At 42.7% G+C, this 16,130-nt stretch carries 16 protein-coding genes; 8 read left to right on the forward strand and 8 right to left on the reverse strand.

Annotated features, from left to right (window positions below; translation table 11 throughout):
* The first annotated feature begins 2 nt into the window (after positions 1-2).
* Positions 3-713: an FAD-binding oxidoreductase gene (locus tag F0364_RS14135; protein ID WP_153798442.1), complete on the forward strand. Its 711-nt coding sequence runs from the start codon at positions 3-5 to the stop codon at positions 711-713.
* 166 nt (positions 714-879) lie between these two features.
* On the forward strand, positions 880-1,104 hold the full coding sequence (locus F0364_RS14140; protein WP_153798443.1) for a hypothetical protein: 225 nt from the start codon (positions 880-882) through the stop codon (positions 1,102-1,104).
* A gap of 156 nt (positions 1,105-1,260) precedes the next feature.
* Here the strand turns inward: F0364_RS14140 and F0364_RS14145 are convergent, their stop codons facing one another.
* The 5 genes from F0364_RS14145 to F0364_RS29455 all read right to left on the reverse strand — a co-directional run bounded on the left by F0364_RS14145 (position 1,261) and on the right by F0364_RS29455 (position 9,363).
* The gene (locus F0364_RS14145; RefSeq protein ID WP_153798444.1) at positions 1,261-2,418 is read right to left on the reverse strand and encodes an ankyrin repeat domain-containing protein; all 1,158 of its coding nucleotides are present in this window, start codon (positions 2,416-2,418) and stop codon (positions 1,261-1,263) included.
* Between the two features lie 445 nt (positions 2,419-2,863).
* Positions 2,864-5,668 carry a hypothetical protein gene (locus F0364_RS14150; protein ID WP_153798445.1) on the reverse strand — a complete coding sequence of 935 codons (2,805 nt, stop codon included), beginning with the start codon at positions 5,666-5,668 and terminating at the stop codon, positions 2,864-2,866.
* 689 nt (positions 5,669-6,357) lie between these two features.
* Positions 6,358-8,007: a hypothetical protein gene (locus F0364_RS14155; protein WP_153798446.1), complete on the reverse strand. Its 1,650-nt coding sequence runs from the start codon at positions 8,005-8,007 to the stop codon at positions 6,358-6,360.
* 385 nt (positions 8,008-8,392) lie between these two features.
* Complete coding sequence (locus tag F0364_RS29450) at positions 8,393-8,500, reverse strand: endo-1,4-beta-xylanase (protein ID WP_153798479.1); 108 nt, start codon at positions 8,498-8,500, stop codon at positions 8,393-8,395.
* Between the two features lie 656 nt (positions 8,501-9,156).
* Complete coding sequence (locus F0364_RS29455) at positions 9,157-9,363, reverse strand: DUF892 family protein (protein WP_207632676.1); 207 nt, start codon at positions 9,361-9,363, stop codon at positions 9,157-9,159.
* A gap of 226 nt (positions 9,364-9,589) precedes the next feature.
* On the opposite strand from F0364_RS29455, the gene F0364_RS14170 reads away from it, so the two are divergent.
* The 3 genes from F0364_RS14170 (at position 9,590) to F0364_RS14180 (ending at position 11,168) form a co-directional block, all read left to right on the forward strand.
* Positions 9,590-10,237 carry an alpha-ketoglutarate-dependent dioxygenase AlkB family protein gene (locus F0364_RS14170; protein ID WP_207632677.1) on the forward strand — a complete coding sequence of 216 codons (648 nt, stop codon included), beginning with the start codon at positions 9,590-9,592 and terminating at the stop codon, positions 10,235-10,237.
* A gap of 177 nt (positions 10,238-10,414) precedes the next feature.
* Positions 10,415-10,636 (forward strand): hypothetical protein, encoded by a 222-nt coding sequence (locus F0364_RS14175; protein ID WP_153798447.1) that lies wholly within the window; start codon positions 10,415-10,417, stop codon positions 10,634-10,636.
* A 259-nt stretch (positions 10,637-10,895) separates the two neighbouring features.
* Positions 10,896-11,168 (forward strand): hypothetical protein, encoded by a 273-nt coding sequence (locus tag F0364_RS14180; RefSeq protein WP_153798448.1) that lies wholly within the window; start codon positions 10,896-10,898, stop codon positions 11,166-11,168.
* A 125-nt stretch (positions 11,169-11,293) separates the two neighbouring features.
* Here F0364_RS14180 and F0364_RS14185 read toward each other — a convergent pair whose 3' ends face one another.
* The 3 genes from F0364_RS14185 to F0364_RS14195 are packed head-to-tail and all read right to left on the reverse strand — an operon-like array spanning position 11,294 to position 13,618.
* A complete protein-coding gene (locus F0364_RS14185) occupies positions 11,294-12,166 on the reverse strand; it encodes a tyrosine-type recombinase/integrase (protein WP_153798449.1) in 873 nt (290 codons plus the stop codon).
* Positions 12,163-13,047: a tyrosine-type recombinase/integrase gene (locus F0364_RS14190; protein WP_153798450.1), complete on the reverse strand. Its 885-nt coding sequence runs from the start codon at positions 13,045-13,047 to the stop codon at positions 12,163-12,165. The genes F0364_RS14185 and F0364_RS14190 overlap by 4 nt, the downstream gene beginning before the upstream one ends.
* Before the next feature lie 34 nt (positions 13,048-13,081).
* Positions 13,082-13,618, reverse strand: a complete 537-nt coding sequence (locus F0364_RS14195; RefSeq protein ID WP_153798451.1) for a hypothetical protein — start codon at positions 13,616-13,618, stop codon at positions 13,082-13,084.
* A gap of 372 nt (positions 13,619-13,990) precedes the next feature.
* On the opposite strand from F0364_RS14195, the gene F0364_RS14200 reads away from it, so the two are divergent.
* Genes F0364_RS14200 through F0364_RS14210 form a run of 3 tightly spaced genes read left to right on the forward strand, consistent with a single transcriptional unit; the run spans position 13,991 to position 15,940 of the window.
* The gene (locus F0364_RS14200) at positions 13,991-14,851 is read left to right on the forward strand and encodes a tyrosine-type recombinase/integrase (RefSeq protein ID WP_153798452.1); all 861 of its coding nucleotides are present in this window, start codon (positions 13,991-13,993) and stop codon (positions 14,849-14,851) included.
* On the forward strand, positions 14,848-15,735 hold the full coding sequence (locus tag F0364_RS14205) for a tyrosine-type recombinase/integrase (protein ID WP_153798453.1): 888 nt from the start codon (positions 14,848-14,850) through the stop codon (positions 15,733-15,735). The genes F0364_RS14200 and F0364_RS14205 overlap by 4 nt, the downstream gene beginning before the upstream one ends.
* Positions 15,728-15,940, forward strand: coding sequence for a hypothetical protein (locus tag F0364_RS14210; RefSeq protein ID WP_153798454.1), 213 nt, complete (start codon positions 15,728-15,730; stop codon positions 15,938-15,940). Before F0364_RS14205 ends, F0364_RS14210 begins: the two co-directional genes overlap by 8 nt.
* The last annotated feature ends 190 nt before the right edge of the window (positions 15,941-16,130 follow it).

Genomic DNA, 16,130 nt, shown 5'->3' on the forward strand with positions numbered 1-16,130 from the left:
CAATGATTTCAAAAATACCAAAATGGGTGGGTGATTTATTCGAAGGTACACTTCGACCCAACGCAAGAGTCTTAGAAATTTCCAACATCAGTTCAAGAATAAAAAAAATACGTTTTGAAGGAAATATATCAAAAATGAATTTTCAGATTGGCTATGCTAATGTACTTCGTGTTTCCGAAACTGAATACAGGAATTATACGGCTGCTTATCACGACAAGGAAAAAGGAATAATAGACATAATCTTTCATATTCATACCAATGGAGTTGGAAGTACATATTTTGATTCTTTAAAAACAGGCGATGAAACATATATTGGTCCATCAAGAGGAAAAAAAATATACGATCCCAGTATAAAAAATCAATTCTTTTTTGGTGATGAAACCTCGATAGGCGTTGCGTGTGCATTACTACCTCTGTTGAGAAGCAATAATCAGCAATTTCAATTCTATTTTGAATTGGATAGAGAGAACAAAAACGTTCCCGAACTTTTGGGATTTGAAAACTTTACTGTTTTTCCAAAGGACGGTTCATTCAGAATTGAAAAATGGATAATTGATTTGCCTATTTTCACAACTAAAGATTGGAATAATGCCAATTTTGCATTAGCTGGAAATGTGAAATCTGTTCAGACATTCAGAAAAGTTCTGAAAAACAAAACCCAGGGAAATGTCTATTCGCAAGGGTATTGGCTTGAAGGAAAAAAAGGTTTGTAATTACTAAGGTTACGTACTATGATGTATGTATTTGAACCTCGGTGAAGACATAAAAAGCCATAAAAGCAGTCCTTTAGTCGCAGCTTCGGCTTGGATGCTGAGAAACTAAGTGCCCGTTATAACGATGGGATATGCGGTTTTCCTTATCTTGCGAGGAAATTTTTTTATGGAAATAGTAGATGGTAAAGTATTAATCAATGGCCTGGAAAAAATTCCATCCATTATATCAAAAGCTAAATACGCGCTAGGCCTGAAAAAAGAAAAACCCATCAACCAACGCAAATGCAGTCCCGAATACTGGAACGAAATTGTATCGGAGATGGGTAAATATTACAAAGTCCCCAAAGACAAGATTGAAAAAGCCAAAAGAAGCAGGATCTATTTAAAGTAAAGGGCCGTATTGCAGTAGCGCGATCAATCAACGCTTAGTAATGCGGCTTTCAATCATAGCAATTATTTCCCTGCTTACCCAGCCCCGTTCAGGGAAGTCTGACGCCCATTCCAGCGGGGTCACACGGTGCCTGATATGCCAACCCGGTTCGTCGCGTCAATCCAGGAACTTTCGCAGATTAACCCGCACGCTGATGTCCGCGCCCAATTCCAGTAGTCGCCGGCCCATATAAGCATCCCGCTGCAAGCCATTCACATACGCATCGCTGACAATCGCGTTGAAAAGCGGGGTATGTCCGCCGAAGCCCTCCTTATCGGTTACAGCGGGAGCGTTTACATCTGCCCCTTGCTGAATCAGCCAGTCAAAAATCTCTCGCTCATCAAAATCAATTGCAAGGTGCAATAGTGTAGTGCCGTCAATGGGCGTACCATGCAGGCCTGAACGGCCATTGTCCGCGCAACCCACTTCGGGCGGATAAATTTCGCGGTAACTGAACCGCCTATATAGCAAGTCCGGATCCTTTTGGAAATGTTTCTTCAGTAACTCAAGGTCGCCGCAATGAAATGCCATCATGATGGTATCAGGCCACACATATCCCCTCGCTTTAAACCGTTTAAAAATCTCATGCTTTGCTTTTGGGTGCCGGCCGTATGTTTCCAATACCATGGCAAATGGCGCCTGGCTGTCGCCTTTTTCGTCCGTAAACGGTGCACCTTCATCATCTAAAAATCCAAAGCCATACGGGTTCAGTGTTTCGCAGGACCCCATGATGATTCCCGGCTGAAATGAAGCCCCTTGTCCCAGCAACCACTTGGCAATTTCGATATCGCCATGCAATAATGCGCGATCAAATGCATGCTGAAAATCCTTAGCGCCAAGCGCTGCGATCGTTTTTACCATCTCCAACTGATTGAGATTAGCCGCATGGCTCATAGGCGGTCCCCAGTTGCCATTATTGACGGGCACATGCAATAAGTTAGGGTAAGCCTTAAGCAACTGTGTTAATGATGCCGCATCGCCCGCACGGATTGCCTTATCTATTAATTGTGCCGCCGTATTGCCGGTAATGCGCTCTTTCAATTGCGCCCAGGATGAAAAGCCATATTCACGCGCAATGACAAGCTGGGCGTCACTGAGTTTTAAACGCTTTATCAGCGTTTCATTTTCCGCATGGTAAAATTTTGGATGCCGTTGGCGAATGCGGTTAATTGCATCGATTGACGATTCCCTGCACAGCTTCACCAATTCACGGGCCTGCCTTTTTGGGATGTCGAGATGAGGATTGGCGGGTAAACCGCGGGAGACGGTTGACATAACTTTCCTTCTTTATGATATGCCGTGTCCACATGCAGGCAAGAAGTTAAGTTAATGAGTATGTGTTATAAAAAACCACACCGGCAGGCTGAGCCTGTTTCCGTGGACGGGATGCTTCCGGAGAGCTCTACGAAGATATTAATTTTCCGGATTTGAAAGGCGTACAAAACAAAGATTAAAGGGACACTATAGCGCACGTACAAAATGCCCCCCGATTAACCCAATTACAATTTACAACTTGGGTAATTTCTTGCTTGCCTCAATCACGTCCATTGCCTGAACCCTTATTTACTAGCCTCAAACGTCTGCCATTCAAATGCTTCAACAAGAAGTCCGGAGTAAAAATTCGGTTTAGCCAGAACAGGTTATCCGGTTTTCTTTGAAGTGCAATCTTTTGGTCTCCACAGTAAACAGAATACTCGAAAGCCCGCTTATAAATCAGCTTTCAATTTGAAGCCGCCACAAACAAACTGCTTATGCCATAGGCCATATTCAGACCTCCGGCAGTAACAATGAGGCCAGCCTGTACCTCAACATTGTCCTCAGACAGTGCAATGGCAGGAGATAATATACCGGATGCATTAAAGCAGGTATTTCCTACGAGCCCTGCAATATCAGCCGCTTTTCTATCTGAGGCCAGGTAGGCAAATGTTGTGGGTACCTGCCAGGCCAGGTTAATCATAAAGTCGTAATAGGGAGAGGCCCCCGCCCAGAATTCATCACCTTCGTTACCGGGGTTGCCGAATGGTATATCCAGAAAGGTTTTAAAAAGGCCGATGGCCGCGAAAAATGCATTCGCCCCGTCATACCATCCCCCTGAGTCGCTTTCGAGGTTGGCGGCAACCTGTAGGATGTCGGGAGCGATGTAAGGCAAATAGATAACGGCCACGGCAACAGATAAGCCCATATTTGACTTTTTAGTGTCTGCTTCATATGCAGACTTGGCGCCGCCTACAAGAGCCATGGCCATCCCGCCAAAGAAGGCAGAGATATTTCCTGAAAAAACAATTTTGTCGGAAATAGAATCCAAAGCCCCCACGTTGCTTTCTAGGCCTGTGGAAACATTCGCAGGATGTGTTTTTTGGGAAAAACAAATAGCCGCTATACTTTTCAAATCCGGCGCGTAAATTAAAGACCTGGTCACATCATCATCCGGAAACGGAACTTTATCATGGTTAATTATCTTGTAGATAAAGGTGACGGGTATTGCTGCTACCAGGCAAGCCAGATCCAACAGGCTTAGTTCACTGCCTTCTGAAAATATTTTATAGAGCGGGCTTAACACCGGTATGTTTAACGGTGCATCGAGTATCTTGATAATCCCGTTCAACAAATACGCCGCATTATTCAAAAGCGCCGTTAGGGCGTTGTCCAGGGATTTAACAAGGGCATCTGAAATAACACCGATAATCTGTTTGATAAACTCAACGGTTGAAACTGAAGCATATCCTTTGATAACGTCCTGTAGTTGCTTTGAGGTATCACCAAGAATGTTGCGTTCGTTGGAAATCGCCGCCAGGATATTACCCATAGCTGAATTATGAATGCCTGCCATAAATATGGGATTGGCATTTTCCATATTACCTTTGGCATGATGGTTCACCCAATGGCAGGATGGATTGTTTTGTCCGTCAATCCTGCGGCCCGCTGAGACCTGCTGTTGATAACTGTCTGTCGGCAACCCGGCCCAGTCATCGATTTTCTTTACCAATGACTGCGTTAGGTCGCTCAGGCTTCGCTGATAATTGCCTTTTTCCAGGTTGTCAAGGCAATGCTTCGCGTAGTTCACAAAAAGAGATTTTAAAACCTTGTGTGTGCGAATAACATCGTCCCAGCCAAATATATGCCCAACCCATTGCACAATTTTTTCCAAAACAACTTCGAGCTTGCTCAGGACAAACTGGATACCCTGCATAATATCGCTGATGCAGGCGATGGCAAAATGGTAAATTTCACCCGCAATCGTCATCACAAAGTGGGTGATGCCGTCGATGATCTTTAAAATGAAATCTTCAAGTTTCAGAAAAAGGTTTTTCAACCACTGCCATGCATCGCCGGTTGAAATCTGTGTTGATTCAGATCCTCTGAACGTAAATGTATGATCTGCGTTTATCAAGAATCCGATAGATGCTGCCTGTTCCGCACCTTCGTAATATCTTACACCATCTTTTCTAAAATGTAGGATGGTAACTTTGCTTGTACCGGCGTTAAAGGATGCGGCCGGCTTAAGTTGTCCCTGTTTTCCGTTAGCAGGGAAATTGTCCTGCAAACTGCTAAAGCCGGAAATATGGCTTGCCGCAGCGCTTTTATCGTTGTTGTATTTTGGATCTATCAGGGCACCAGGTTGTCCTCTTTCATTTTTTACTGTATCAGGAAAATCTTTATCGGTTTGTACCTTTTTAAGGGTGCCCAGTACATCAACCATGGGGTTGATATCAATTGTTTGTTCTCCGTCATTAACATGAATATGATAACAAACGCTTCCGATACAATCAATAGATTGAGTAATGTTAATCGTCCCTGAAATGTCAGATTTTACCTGCAGAGGCACTGACGTATGCAGCAGATGATAATAATCGTTGATATACACGCTACAGGTTTCTGTTGCGGTAATAGTGACGTCCGCATCGTTTAGGGGAACGCCAGAGTCATCCATACAGTTAATATGTGTTGTATAGGTATGGGTCTGTATATAATCGTGGACATCTGTAGATGGCAATACTATGGTGCGCGACCTCCAGAGCGTAGTGGCTGCATCTTGCATTAACTGATGCAGGAAATTGTCTCTTGTAGAGGCAAACAAGGCTGTGTTTCCCAGGCGGTTGTTCACGAAACTGGCAACTGCATTCACATTCTCCTTAATCGGCACGGGGTAGTTCCAGGCACTGCCACTCAATTCATTTCCTGCTGCAGACTTTAAATAGAATATTTGTCCCTGCTTGTTGAGCCCCCATATAACTACGGTTGCATTGTCATTATTCACGTGAAGGCTTGTTACTTCATTTAGCAAAGGATGGGTACAAACAGCTGTCATGGGCTGGCCATTTTCCTGTTGTGTGCTGGCCAGATAATACAGGGAACCAGCAGCTGTCACAAACAAATCGCTGTGTATTCCATCGGGAAAGGAAAGCGCCATTGCAGTTGCACCCGGCGGCGAACTGATTTTAGTGGGAACGGGAGGAAGATCCGGGTTTCTGGCATTGTAAAGTGGCGTGTAAAGAAGTTGCGCAGTCTGATTGTCAATGCCCATCGTATACATAGCATCAATGCTATTGCCTGTCTTTCGCCCAATACAGTTGGTAATGCTGCCAGCCTCAAGGTTGCCGGAAAGATCATGGGGATGCCATGCTGTTGGATAGGTTTTTTTTAGCGGGTCAACAAAATACCTGAATATGCTATTGGAGTAAACGTTGCCTATTACATCCACAACCAGGAATTCATTGCCACCAGATTGACTGATGTAAACACCGTCAATAAAGAGCGGACTGAAGTTGTGAGATGTATCATCGAATTTTATTTCCGTAAATACAATGGGATAGTGGGTCCAGTCATCTGTAGTATTCTTGTTGCCAAAGGAAATGAACAGTTTGTCGCTGCCATCTGCCGTGGCCGCAAAAGCTATATCCATAGTGCCACTCGCAAGATTTTGTGCAACATCAAAGCATTTGGCCACAATCGCCGTATATCCGGATTGTTTCGATAAGGCATCAGTAAAATTCATCCGGCTCCATCCATGTTTATCGGCAGGGATTTCACGCGTGCAGTAAAAAGCCAGGTCTGTTCCGATAGAGAAAAAAAGTGAATGGCCTTCCTGCGTTTGCAACACTTTAAACTGTGCGTCGGGAGCCATGATAACCGCATGTTTTTGATTTTTCATCAGCTCTGTAGCGTATTCTATTTTCATGGTGTCTGCTTGTGGATAACACTTAAATGATTTTATCAGATGGAATAGGTAATCTTTACTGTGAGGTCCTGGTAATCAGAGAACATCGGGTCTTTAAAAGAAAAGACGGCGCCGGCCGGAAATACAAAATTCTTAAGAGGTAACGATATATCCATGAAGTTTTTATTAACAGAATTGTCAATCCATGCCATAATATTGTCCGTAACATCGCGCTCGCCATTTTTTATCCGTACAGAGTCGTCTGTTGGAAGCGCAACTGGCTTGCCCAGCTCCATGGTAAGATTTCCATTATCATCAACTTTTATGATATACGGATCCGTTCTGGTCTTATCAAATATATTGGCTGTCCTTCTAATGCCCACCGGTGCATAATCCATGAAAACAACGAGATGCTGTTTTATAATCACTTTGTTTTCCAAGAAATCAATAGAGGCTTCGAGCCTCGTGGAGAGGTCTAATGTTCCGAGGGCACCATGCCAGCCATATTTATCGTTTACCGCATGCGTATACACCGTTGACATAACCGGTGAATGAAAGCTGCCATGCTGCCAGGTCAGGGGGTTTGTTGAAGGAGAGCTTGTGGCCGACCAGGTACTTGTATCGTTCCCGGTAATTGCCAGCACGAGTGCATTTTTTTGAATGAGTGGTGCTAAAAGTCCGGTCAGAAAATCACCAATAATTTCCCGTCTAATGGCGATGACGCCATCGCAATCTGCTTCATCGGCCTTATTGTCCAGCCAGTTCCATGAAGGGATGTGCGGCGTAGGTCCACCGAACGGCCCCGTGGCACAGTAATAGTTAAGGGTAGACAGTTGTTTTTGCTCTTTTGTAGGATTGGCAACCGGCCAGTTGTCTGCGCCAACGAAACCCCAGGCATAAAGCCTGACGCTTGTTATATCCAGATTGGAGGGAGCTGCGACCTTCGCGATTGGCATATAATTCAAGACTGGATCGCCTTTCGTTTTAAGCGAGTTGATATAAGTGTTGATAAAAACGTTATTTAGCGCATTGTAAACAGCCGACCCTTTATCCACTCCTGATATTTCAGGTGTGGTTTGAAGGCTGGCAGTGTTCAGGTCAATGATAAATTGCTGGACCGAAAAATTCTCATGCAGAGCGCCCAGCTTTCTTTTTAACGCGGTGGGAATATCCCGGGCATCATTGCCTGCCAGCTTTACCGTCGAAGTAAAAGTCCACGCATTATCACCCTGCGATTGATTGAGGTAACTGGTAATTTTGCTGCCGGTATAAGTGGCCTGTACTATAATAAATTTTTGGCAGAGGAGGTTGAAGATTACCTGTGGATCATCATCCGGATTATAATCGGGCAGCAACGTGATAATATCCGGAACCGGGCCGTCTCCGTAGCATGGAGGCAAGCCGATTGCTGCCTCGAATGCACACAAGAAACGGGCATTGCTTATACACTCAATTGCGGCGTCAGGAGATGTGGAACCGTCCCATGAGGTTATACTTAGCGGGTCAATTCCGCTTGTCCTGGTCATGAGTGCCCCACGATCTATCAGTTCCGGTTCTCCATCGACCCCAATAACGTAATACTTGGTCACCGATGGCAATTGTGGATCGCTAAGGTAATCTTCCATGATGTTATTGATACTCGCCTGGGAAGTAGCCACGATAATTTCGTAACCACCATTGTTCAGATAAGATTGTTTTGCGCTCATGCGAAGTTATTACAGGCAGCTTGGGGACATGCCTATGTTTACGGCAAGCAAAATGCTAAATGAAGGGTGGGCCTGATTAATCGTTAGCGTATTGCAGGCAGCACATCAGTACCCTGTGGCAACAGCAGTTCATTGCATGAAAATGTATATATAGATTACATGTTTTGAAAGTGTTCAACAGAAAGTTAATTCATTGGGTTTACTCCTGCAAGTAATTGTTTTGCTTTTTTTTCATTTACACTAGGTGACAGTTCAACAATCGCTATACCGGCAGGCTTATAATAAACACTGCACCTTCAACGTGCTTTGTTTCTAGTTCATTGTATCCTTGTGCTCTTTGGTGATAACTCAAACTCAGCCCAACCCCGTTGGAGTGCCTGTTGATTTAGTGGTAAAAAGGCTGAAAGATTTTTAGACCGAACAGCCATGCCGGTGTTTGACTATGCCAGCAAAGTGTATGGCCGCGCACTCTCCTACCATGGCGGATGCAAATGCAACAATCGAGTCGCCATCAGCCACCTCTTACATCCCAATACTTTGCAACACGTCAAGGGATTCAAGCAATAGGTGTAAGTCTATCTTTATTCGTCATCGCGGGGGCTAGATTGGGTTGTTTAGCAAACTAAATGAAGATGAAAAGGCTGTGTTTCATATTGACTGCAACCCTGTTTTGTCTCTGTCCTGATGCCATCAGCCACTGTCCATCTTATTCAGTACCTCATTGACTGTGCGTACCGGATGGTTCCTTGCAATCAGTTCATCCAGCGTAGGGGTAATGCCATCACCTGGTTTTGATGGTTTTCTTTAAATACTACCTTGAGTGTGTGCCTCTTGCCATGCCTGGCAAGACACCTAAAATCAGCTGTCTGATGGATATCATGCACGTTTTATTTATCCACCACTCCTGTTTATAAACCCTCACTAAAAATTAAAACTAAAAAAACATGGTGGATAACCCCTACCCTAAAATTGAAAACAAAAAAAGGCCACCTCTTTTACTTTTGAGACAGCCTCTCTTTTTAGGCGATAACTTAGCACGCCGAATTAATGATAGCTTGCTTCATTGCGGTACTCGCAGAAAAGTAAAGTTTTAATATTGAAAGCCACAATAAAAACCTGTTCCAGCCTTTCTAAGTGTGTTTTTGTTTATTAGAGGTGTTCCTCAAAGCATCCAACTAATTCCTCAGATGTGGCCGCTCTTGGCATTTTGGGCAATGCTTTTGTTATGTGTTTTTCTGCCGGAGAGTTGTCCTTTAGTTCGTCCGTACAAAAATCTCTTCCTAAGAATGCCTTCGGTTGGCACTGTTGCGGGAAGGCCTTTTTTGCGCTAACGATTGATATATGATAAAGGAGCAAAATAATGCCACGGAGAATTCCGATAAGGCTGAAAAGTTAACTGGGTAGAATTATCCCTCATACCAAAAAAATACGAGGCAAAATTCATCATCCCCTGCTGTATTAATGGCCAGGTGACTGGGAGGACTAGATTATGTGGAAAATGAGGATTGGCCAAAATTTGCTGGCGGATTCCGCTTTACAGCGCCTGAAATGAGTAGTTGCTGATATAGGTAATACAAATAAAATGAAAACGCTAATTTATTTAGTATTTCCTACCTTTGAAAACATGAACCTATTCGGCGATACGGAACTATTTGATTGTGGCAGGAAGAATTTTAAAGATTTCCGTTTGCCACAGGCAGATTTAAGACTATGGGAACAATTTTTTCATAAGGAAGAATCCGACTACTATTACTCAGTTTTTAAGACCTCGACGCCCTGGCAGCAGCGGATCCGGAAAATGTACGACCGGATACTGCCCGATCCCAGGCTGACCGCCTACTATGGAGGAGTCGATGGGTTAGCCTGGACAAAACCATTACTTATTATTAAAGATAGGGTGGAGCAGGTATGCGGTATGCGGTTTAACCGCGTGCTGTTAAACTATTACCGCGATAATAACGATTCTGTTGCGTGGCACAGTGACACTTTGCCACAGGACGGTGTTCATCATCCAATAGCATCTGTGAGTTTTGGAGAAACAAGGATTTTTAAAGTACGGAACAAGCTTAACAAATCAGCGAGTAGGATTGACATAGCGCTTACGCATGGAAGCTTCCTGCTGATGGGAGATGGTATGCAGGATCATTACGAGCACCACGTACCAAAAACCGCCAGGAAATTAAATGGCAGGATCAATTTGACGTTTAGAACCTCTGGCCGTGACACGTAGTTTATGTCTTGTGATGGGAAGAGGTCTGAGCATCATGCCCGGCCAGATGGCTCGATAGCTGTAAGGGTATGGACAGTCATTTTATTTCAAAAATGAAGGTTTGGGATGTAAGAATTCTGACAAGTACTTCGCATGTTTGGCTCGTAGTTTGATTTTATGGAAAGATAAACGAAAGGCATGGCTGAAGCGCTTCAAATCTCGTTTGCCCATGCCGGAATTACCTATTCAGGCACAGCAGTGATATGGAATGAAGAAGATGCGGCAGACAATACCCAGCATTTCTATGTTGTGTTGAAGGGTGAATTCGAGGGCATGATCTCCCATATGCAGTTGGGATGGAAGCTGGCGGGATTTGGCAGTCAGCTTTTCGCCGATTCATTGGGGAAAGCTATAGAGTAGGCAGCTCAGGGGTTGATTAACAAATACATTGGTTACTCGTTTTTAATGGTTTTGTCTTTGGCCATTTTTGTTCATTCCGCGAGGCTCTTTTTATCCTATTTTCTGACAATCTGCATGCCTGGAATCATGTTGCTGCTATTATAGAATGCGGTATAAACCGTCCATTCACCTTAGTCATTAAGTTATAACAATTCTGCTAACCTTGCTACGTGTCTTACCGGCACAATGCTTGTGATGATTATTTCTTAAAAACGAAAAGATGTCAGAAACTACAGGCAACAACACCGGGAATGGACTGTCAGCAGAAAGCGGTATATCATCAGATACAAGTGGGAATACGCGCGTGAAAAACATTGCCGATGAAATAAAGCAGGCTGGAGAGAGTACCACTACCGAAAAAGACAATTCGGACAAAAACGAAGCAGAGTGTCCGGCCAAGGGCCTCATTGATGAACCTGGGGAGGATAAGATTGTGTTGTCAGGCGGCAGCGGTGTGATCATTGAGAGCCCTGTAAAAAACGAGGAAGGTTGATTAGTTTTGCCTTGCACCTGAAGGATTGCAGTTCCTTATCGAATATCGCCGTCGAATATGTTTTTAAGACATGGACGGAATGGACTTTAATAAACTATATTATTTTTTTGGGAAGACATTCGCTGTTAAGATTGATGAAATGGATGATAAACTTCCACTGCGCTTTTCAGCAGTTTAATATTGCTTTGCTTATAGCGCATGGTAGTTTCTGGTTTATGATGGCCGGCAAAAGCTTGAACAATACTTACATCATATCCCTGATTAAACAAATTGGCAATCACACTTTGCCTGATGATTTTGGGACTAACACATCTCCCAGGATAGCTTGTCTTGAACCGTTTCGTGATATAGGAGGTTATAGCTTCTGCAGGGAAAGTTTGGCCTCTGTTACTTACTAGAAAGCTGTTATTAATAGTCTCTTTATTTATCAATCTTGGACGCACAGTATCCAGGTAATGAGCAAACAAAGTAATTTGGCCAGGCTTCAGAGACAAGATTCGACTGGTTGTTTTGCCCATTCCTTTAACGGCAACAAATCGTTCTTCGAGGTTAATGTCTGTTAGCGTCAATGTCCCAGCTTCCCCGGGAAGCATTGCCTGATAAATAAGTAGTGAGATAAGTACTTTGTTTCTCCATCCTGTATCATAATGACGTTGTTTACAAGACATCATTTTTTCAAGTTGAACTTCAGTAAATAAATCCTGTAATTGTATGTCATTGCTCTGTTTGTCTTTGAGCTTGATGGCCTTTGCCGGGTTATCTGTTCTTAGCCCGGCATCACACAGGTAGCTATAATATACTTTTAAACTTGAAAGTATTCTGCATAGATTTCTCCCATTACCATACCTGCTCCTTTGCAACCCTACATATTGTAAAACATCCTCGTATTGTGCATTTTCGGGCCTCTGTACCTTCGAGATATAAATAGCTATTTCTCTTTGATAAGATTTAATGGTTGAATGAGCATAATGAGTTCTCAGGTACAAGCTTAATGTCATATTGATCTTATTTGTGCTTTATCTGCTTTGGCATAAATTAAAGTGCTTGATAATTCGCTATGTCCCAAAAAATCCCGTACAAGTTCCATTGGCATACCAGCATGCAGAAGGTGCGTTGAAATTGAGTGACGTAAATGATGCAGACTTATCTCCTGCTTTTCAATACCTGAGTTGCCCAGAATTTTTTTAAATTGCCTGTAATAACTATTACATCCCATTCTTCTACCGGCATATGTCAGCATAAAAGCATCATCAGCCAATCTGTCTTTATATTTTTGTTTGCTACGCGTCGTTATAAAGTATTCCTCAAAGTCACCGATGACATTTTTTGTTAGCGGAATAACTCTTCGTTTTGCACCTTTCCCCTTTCTTACATACAAAAGTCCTTCTGTAAAATCAATGTCTCTGGTGTTCAGTAACATGGCTTCACTTCGTCTCAATCCGCAACTATAAAATAGATGTAACAATGCTCTTTCCTTCAAATTTTCAGCTGCACTAAAAAGTTGATTTATTTCGGTAGCAGATAAAGGATGCCTTGTGCGTTTGTTACTTTTCCTGATAAATTTTATCCCACTAACCGGGTTATACTTGATCTGCCCTGACCTCTCCATCCATTCGAAGAAGGTCTTCAGGGCAAATACAAACTGCCGGATCGTCGATGGGCTCAGGGAACCGTCCCTGCGTCTAAGGGGACGTGTTTGAAGGTAGCAATAAAAATTCTTTATATGATGTTGATTTACCTCCGTAAAGCAGGTGATATTTTGGTGGGAGACAAACTCTAGAATCATTGATTTTAATTGGTGTTGCGTTTTTTTTGCATACCCAACCTGGTATAAGTAGTTATGAAAGAGCTGAATATTTGACTGAAGATTAAGTACCATTTGAATCACGCGACTTTTATATTAAAACCGTCCGTTACCTAAAGCCTAAAATCTGGTTGACTTCTGTTAATAACCCATTAGCAGTCACATCATCCATTCCTCCCGCCAGTTGGGTAGCTTTACCTCCTGCTTCAACATCTACCGAATAGCTGATTTGTTCCAGCATATTGCGGATATCATGGCCTATTCCCACACCGGTTGGAACTGTTTGACCTGTGAGATGCAGCCGTGGGGTTTTATCATAGGCATTTTTGATAATCACCCGGTGGATATTCTCTCTTACCAGTTTTTGGCCATTAACTTCAATGTAGCCGGGATAAACACTAAAGGAACTGGGATGGCGATGGTTTTTCTTGCGCATATCCATTTTGAGGAAACACCATGCAGCTATACCAATGAATGCGATAACAGAAAGGATGGAACTGACAGCGGAAAGTATCAGTGCGCCGAGGAAGGCCAGTAAAAGGATAAAAAATATTCCTGCACAACCGCCGATCACTTTGGGTGCAGGTGTAACGTAAAATGTGTAGCCGTCATCTTTTGGAGTTGTTGTGTATTCCGCTGTTTTCATTTGTCTTAAATTTTATTACTGGTGATAACGTTATTGTCCATGTTTCTTAATCAAGGGATGGAAACAAATCCGACATGATGAATTACAGGTAAAAGAAAAAATATTTTCCATAATAAAGCCCTTGCGTTTATTGTTCGCCTGTAGTGATTGATTATATGCTGTGGCCCGGTTGACGCTGTTAGGAAAAATGGGAGCTTATGATCAGCTATGTGTTCCGGAACGCAGAAATGATCGTTTTGACCTTTTCCAATCCTATTTCCAGGCATGTGCCGCATTATCTTTTCGTTGATGGAAATTTTATCGTCAAAAAGCAATATTTATGTAAGATTTATTATTTTAAATCCTCCATAAACAGAACTAACCTAAAAGAAAATGCACCTACAAATCAATCAATTTGCAACATATCTTTCTCATGTGGGCTATCAATCACAAACGCAGAAAACCATCATATCCCATGTTAAAGAATTCTTGTCCCGTGAAAAATGCGAGGCCTGGTCTGATTGCAGCATGAAGCAAATTCTTAATTTTCTTTCCTACCTAAGAAACCGGCCACTTATAAGAAAACCGGGGGTACTCAGCTCCAGTATGACCGGGCAATACATATTCGCCCTAAAAGTCTTCTTACGCTGGGGTGAATTGTGTGGGAAGCTGGTGATTAACCCTTTTGATCATATCAAGTTGCCTGTCAGGGCAAGAAGCACTAGTCACAAGCCATTAAGCCGGAATGACATAATTAAACTTTTTGATGCATGCGCTGATTATCGGGAAAGAGCTTTGCTTCACCTGTTTTACAGTTGTGGCCTGCGTCGCGGAGAGGTATTGCGCCTCAAGCTAACTGATGTATCGCTAAAGGAACACACAGTCTACATTAGAAACGGTAAAGGAAAAAAACGCCGACTCGTTCCCTTTACTGAGGAAGTTGGTCTTGACCTGGCAAAATATATTGGCGAATCCTCTATTAGCCGCAAGAAAGGAAGCGAAGCCTTTATGCTCACTTATTCAAGAAAAAAGATGTCCTCCACTACCTGCTACAGGATATTTAAGGGTATCATTCATCGCTCCGGGATGACAGCGCGGTCTATTGGTTTCCATGATCTCAGGTTTTCGGTCGCTACTCATTTACTTGAAGCTGGTATGCCCATGCATATTGTACGTGACTTTTTGGGACATTCCTGTCTTGCAAGTACACACATTTATGCCAAACCTCACCCGTCAAAAGTATTAGAACTATGAACTTTAGTGACTGGTTGACTCAACACTATTCGCCTGATACCGTAAAACTTTATAACAGGGAAATTGAGCTGTATCTGGGAAAAAAGCAACATCCTGAGGAAGCCAAACCGGAGGATATTCTTAATTATATCGGTACTCTTAGAAATAAATACAGCGTAACTACGCTGCACAAAATTCTTTCCTGCCTTAAAACTTATTATAAATATTTGTTTGAAATTGGAATTGTCATAAAAAATCCCACCCGCGGACTTCGTCTTGTTGATAAAATCAGTAGTGATAGACAGTTGCAAGATCTTTTTTCAGAAAATGAACTCTTTAGTGTTCTACAGGGTTGTAACAGTCTTACATTTTGTGGCTTAAGGAATCGTTTTTTAATGAGTTTATTAATTTATCAGGGATTGCATCCAAAAGAGCTAAGTTCAATGTTGCTTTCGGATCTGAACTTGGAGGAGCGGATCATAAGCATCCAGGCTTCAAAAAGAGTGAACCAAAGATGCCTTCGTCTGAGGGAAATTCAGGTGACTCTTGGGGACTGTTACCTCACGCATATACGACCAATCTGGAGTAGCCCTGACAGTAAACAACGGCTGTTCATTACTTCCGGTGGATTACCGATTACGAGAAGTGACATAAGTAAGTTAATCATAAAGAACTTAAGAAATCGGTTTCCTGGTAAAAATGCTAATGCGAGGCTTGTCCGTGAAAGTGTTATTGCCAGTCTATTTAAGCAAGACCATGACACGAGCCTGATACAGGCATTTGCAGGGCATCAAAACCCTGTAACGACACTTCGTTATTGGGAGAAACCACTGGACGAAATGCGTATGTGTGTTAACAGATATCATATGTTTAATGGAATTAAGGAGGGCATTAGATATGAATGACAACCCGACTGTTGAATATATTAATGGTTTGAATACCGGTTACTGGGTCAGTCAAACAGATGCGGGCTTAAGCAAAATAGCCGGCATACTCTCCAAACAGTGTACCTATAATAATTGGATGCAGGGTCTCAGAGATGGCCGGAAACTCGCTATTTTGGAAAAATTTGGTGGGGAACCGGAGCGATTAAAAATCCGTTGTCAATAAAATGATCAATTCGGTCACTCAACCGAGTCGGAACCTATCCCTCCTTATAGTATTATTTAATAGTGATTGACTTTTAAATAATTGTAACATTAATCAATTTTTAGATCCAGGGGCTATTTTTTATGGAATGATAGTCAGGAATTATTGCACGAAAAGAAAGCAGGAATCTAAATTCAGCAAGAGGCTGTCT

The sequence above is a fragment of the Foetidibacter luteolus genome (assembly GCF_009650435.1).
Taxonomy (GTDB): Bacteria; Bacteroidota; Bacteroidia; order Chitinophagales; family Chitinophagaceae; genus Foetidibacter; species Foetidibacter luteolus.

Excerpts from the sequence above, each read along its gene's own strand:
- F0364_RS14145 (WP_153798444.1), bottom strand. The coding sequence starts at position 2,418 with ATGTCAACCGTCTCCCGCGGTTTACCCGCCAATCCTCATCTCGACATC.
- F0364_RS14135 (WP_153798442.1), top strand. The coding sequence starts at position 3 with ATGATTTCAAAAATACCAAAATGGGTGGGTGATTTATTCGAAGGTACA.
- F0364_RS14170 (WP_207632677.1), top strand. The coding sequence starts at position 9,590 with ATGAAAACGCTAATTTATTTAGTATTTCCTACCTTTGAAAACATGAAC.
- F0364_RS14150 (WP_153798445.1), bottom strand. The coding sequence starts at position 5,668 with ATGGGCATTGACAATCAGACTGCGCAACTTCTTTACACGCCACTTTAC.
- F0364_RS14140 (WP_153798443.1), top strand. The coding sequence starts at position 880 with ATGGAAATAGTAGATGGTAAAGTATTAATCAATGGCCTGGAAAAAATT.
- F0364_RS14155 (WP_153798446.1), bottom strand. The coding sequence starts at position 8,007 with ATGAGCGCAAAACAATCTTATCTGAACAATGGTGGTTACGAAATTATC.
- F0364_RS14195 (WP_153798451.1), bottom strand. The coding sequence starts at position 13,618 with ATGAAAACAGCGGAATACACAACAACTCCAAAAGATGACGGCTACACA.
- F0364_RS14180 (WP_153798448.1), top strand. The coding sequence starts at position 10,896 with ATGTCAGAAACTACAGGCAACAACACCGGGAATGGACTGTCAGCAGAA.
- F0364_RS14190 (WP_153798450.1), bottom strand. The coding sequence starts at position 13,047 with ATGGTACTTAATCTTCAGTCAAATATTCAGCTCTTTCATAACTACTTA.
- F0364_RS14200 (WP_153798452.1), top strand. The coding sequence starts at position 13,991 with ATGCACCTACAAATCAATCAATTTGCAACATATCTTTCTCATGTGGGC.
- F0364_RS14205 (WP_153798453.1), top strand. The coding sequence starts at position 14,848 with ATGAACTTTAGTGACTGGTTGACTCAACACTATTCGCCTGATACCGTA.
- F0364_RS14175 (WP_153798447.1), top strand. The coding sequence starts at position 10,415 with ATGGCTGAAGCGCTTCAAATCTCGTTTGCCCATGCCGGAATTACCTAT.
- F0364_RS14210 (WP_153798454.1), top strand. The coding sequence starts at position 15,728 with ATGAATGACAACCCGACTGTTGAATATATTAATGGTTTGAATACCGGT.
- F0364_RS14185 (WP_153798449.1), bottom strand. The coding sequence starts at position 12,166 with ATGACATTAAGCTTGTACCTGAGAACTCATTATGCTCATTCAACCATT.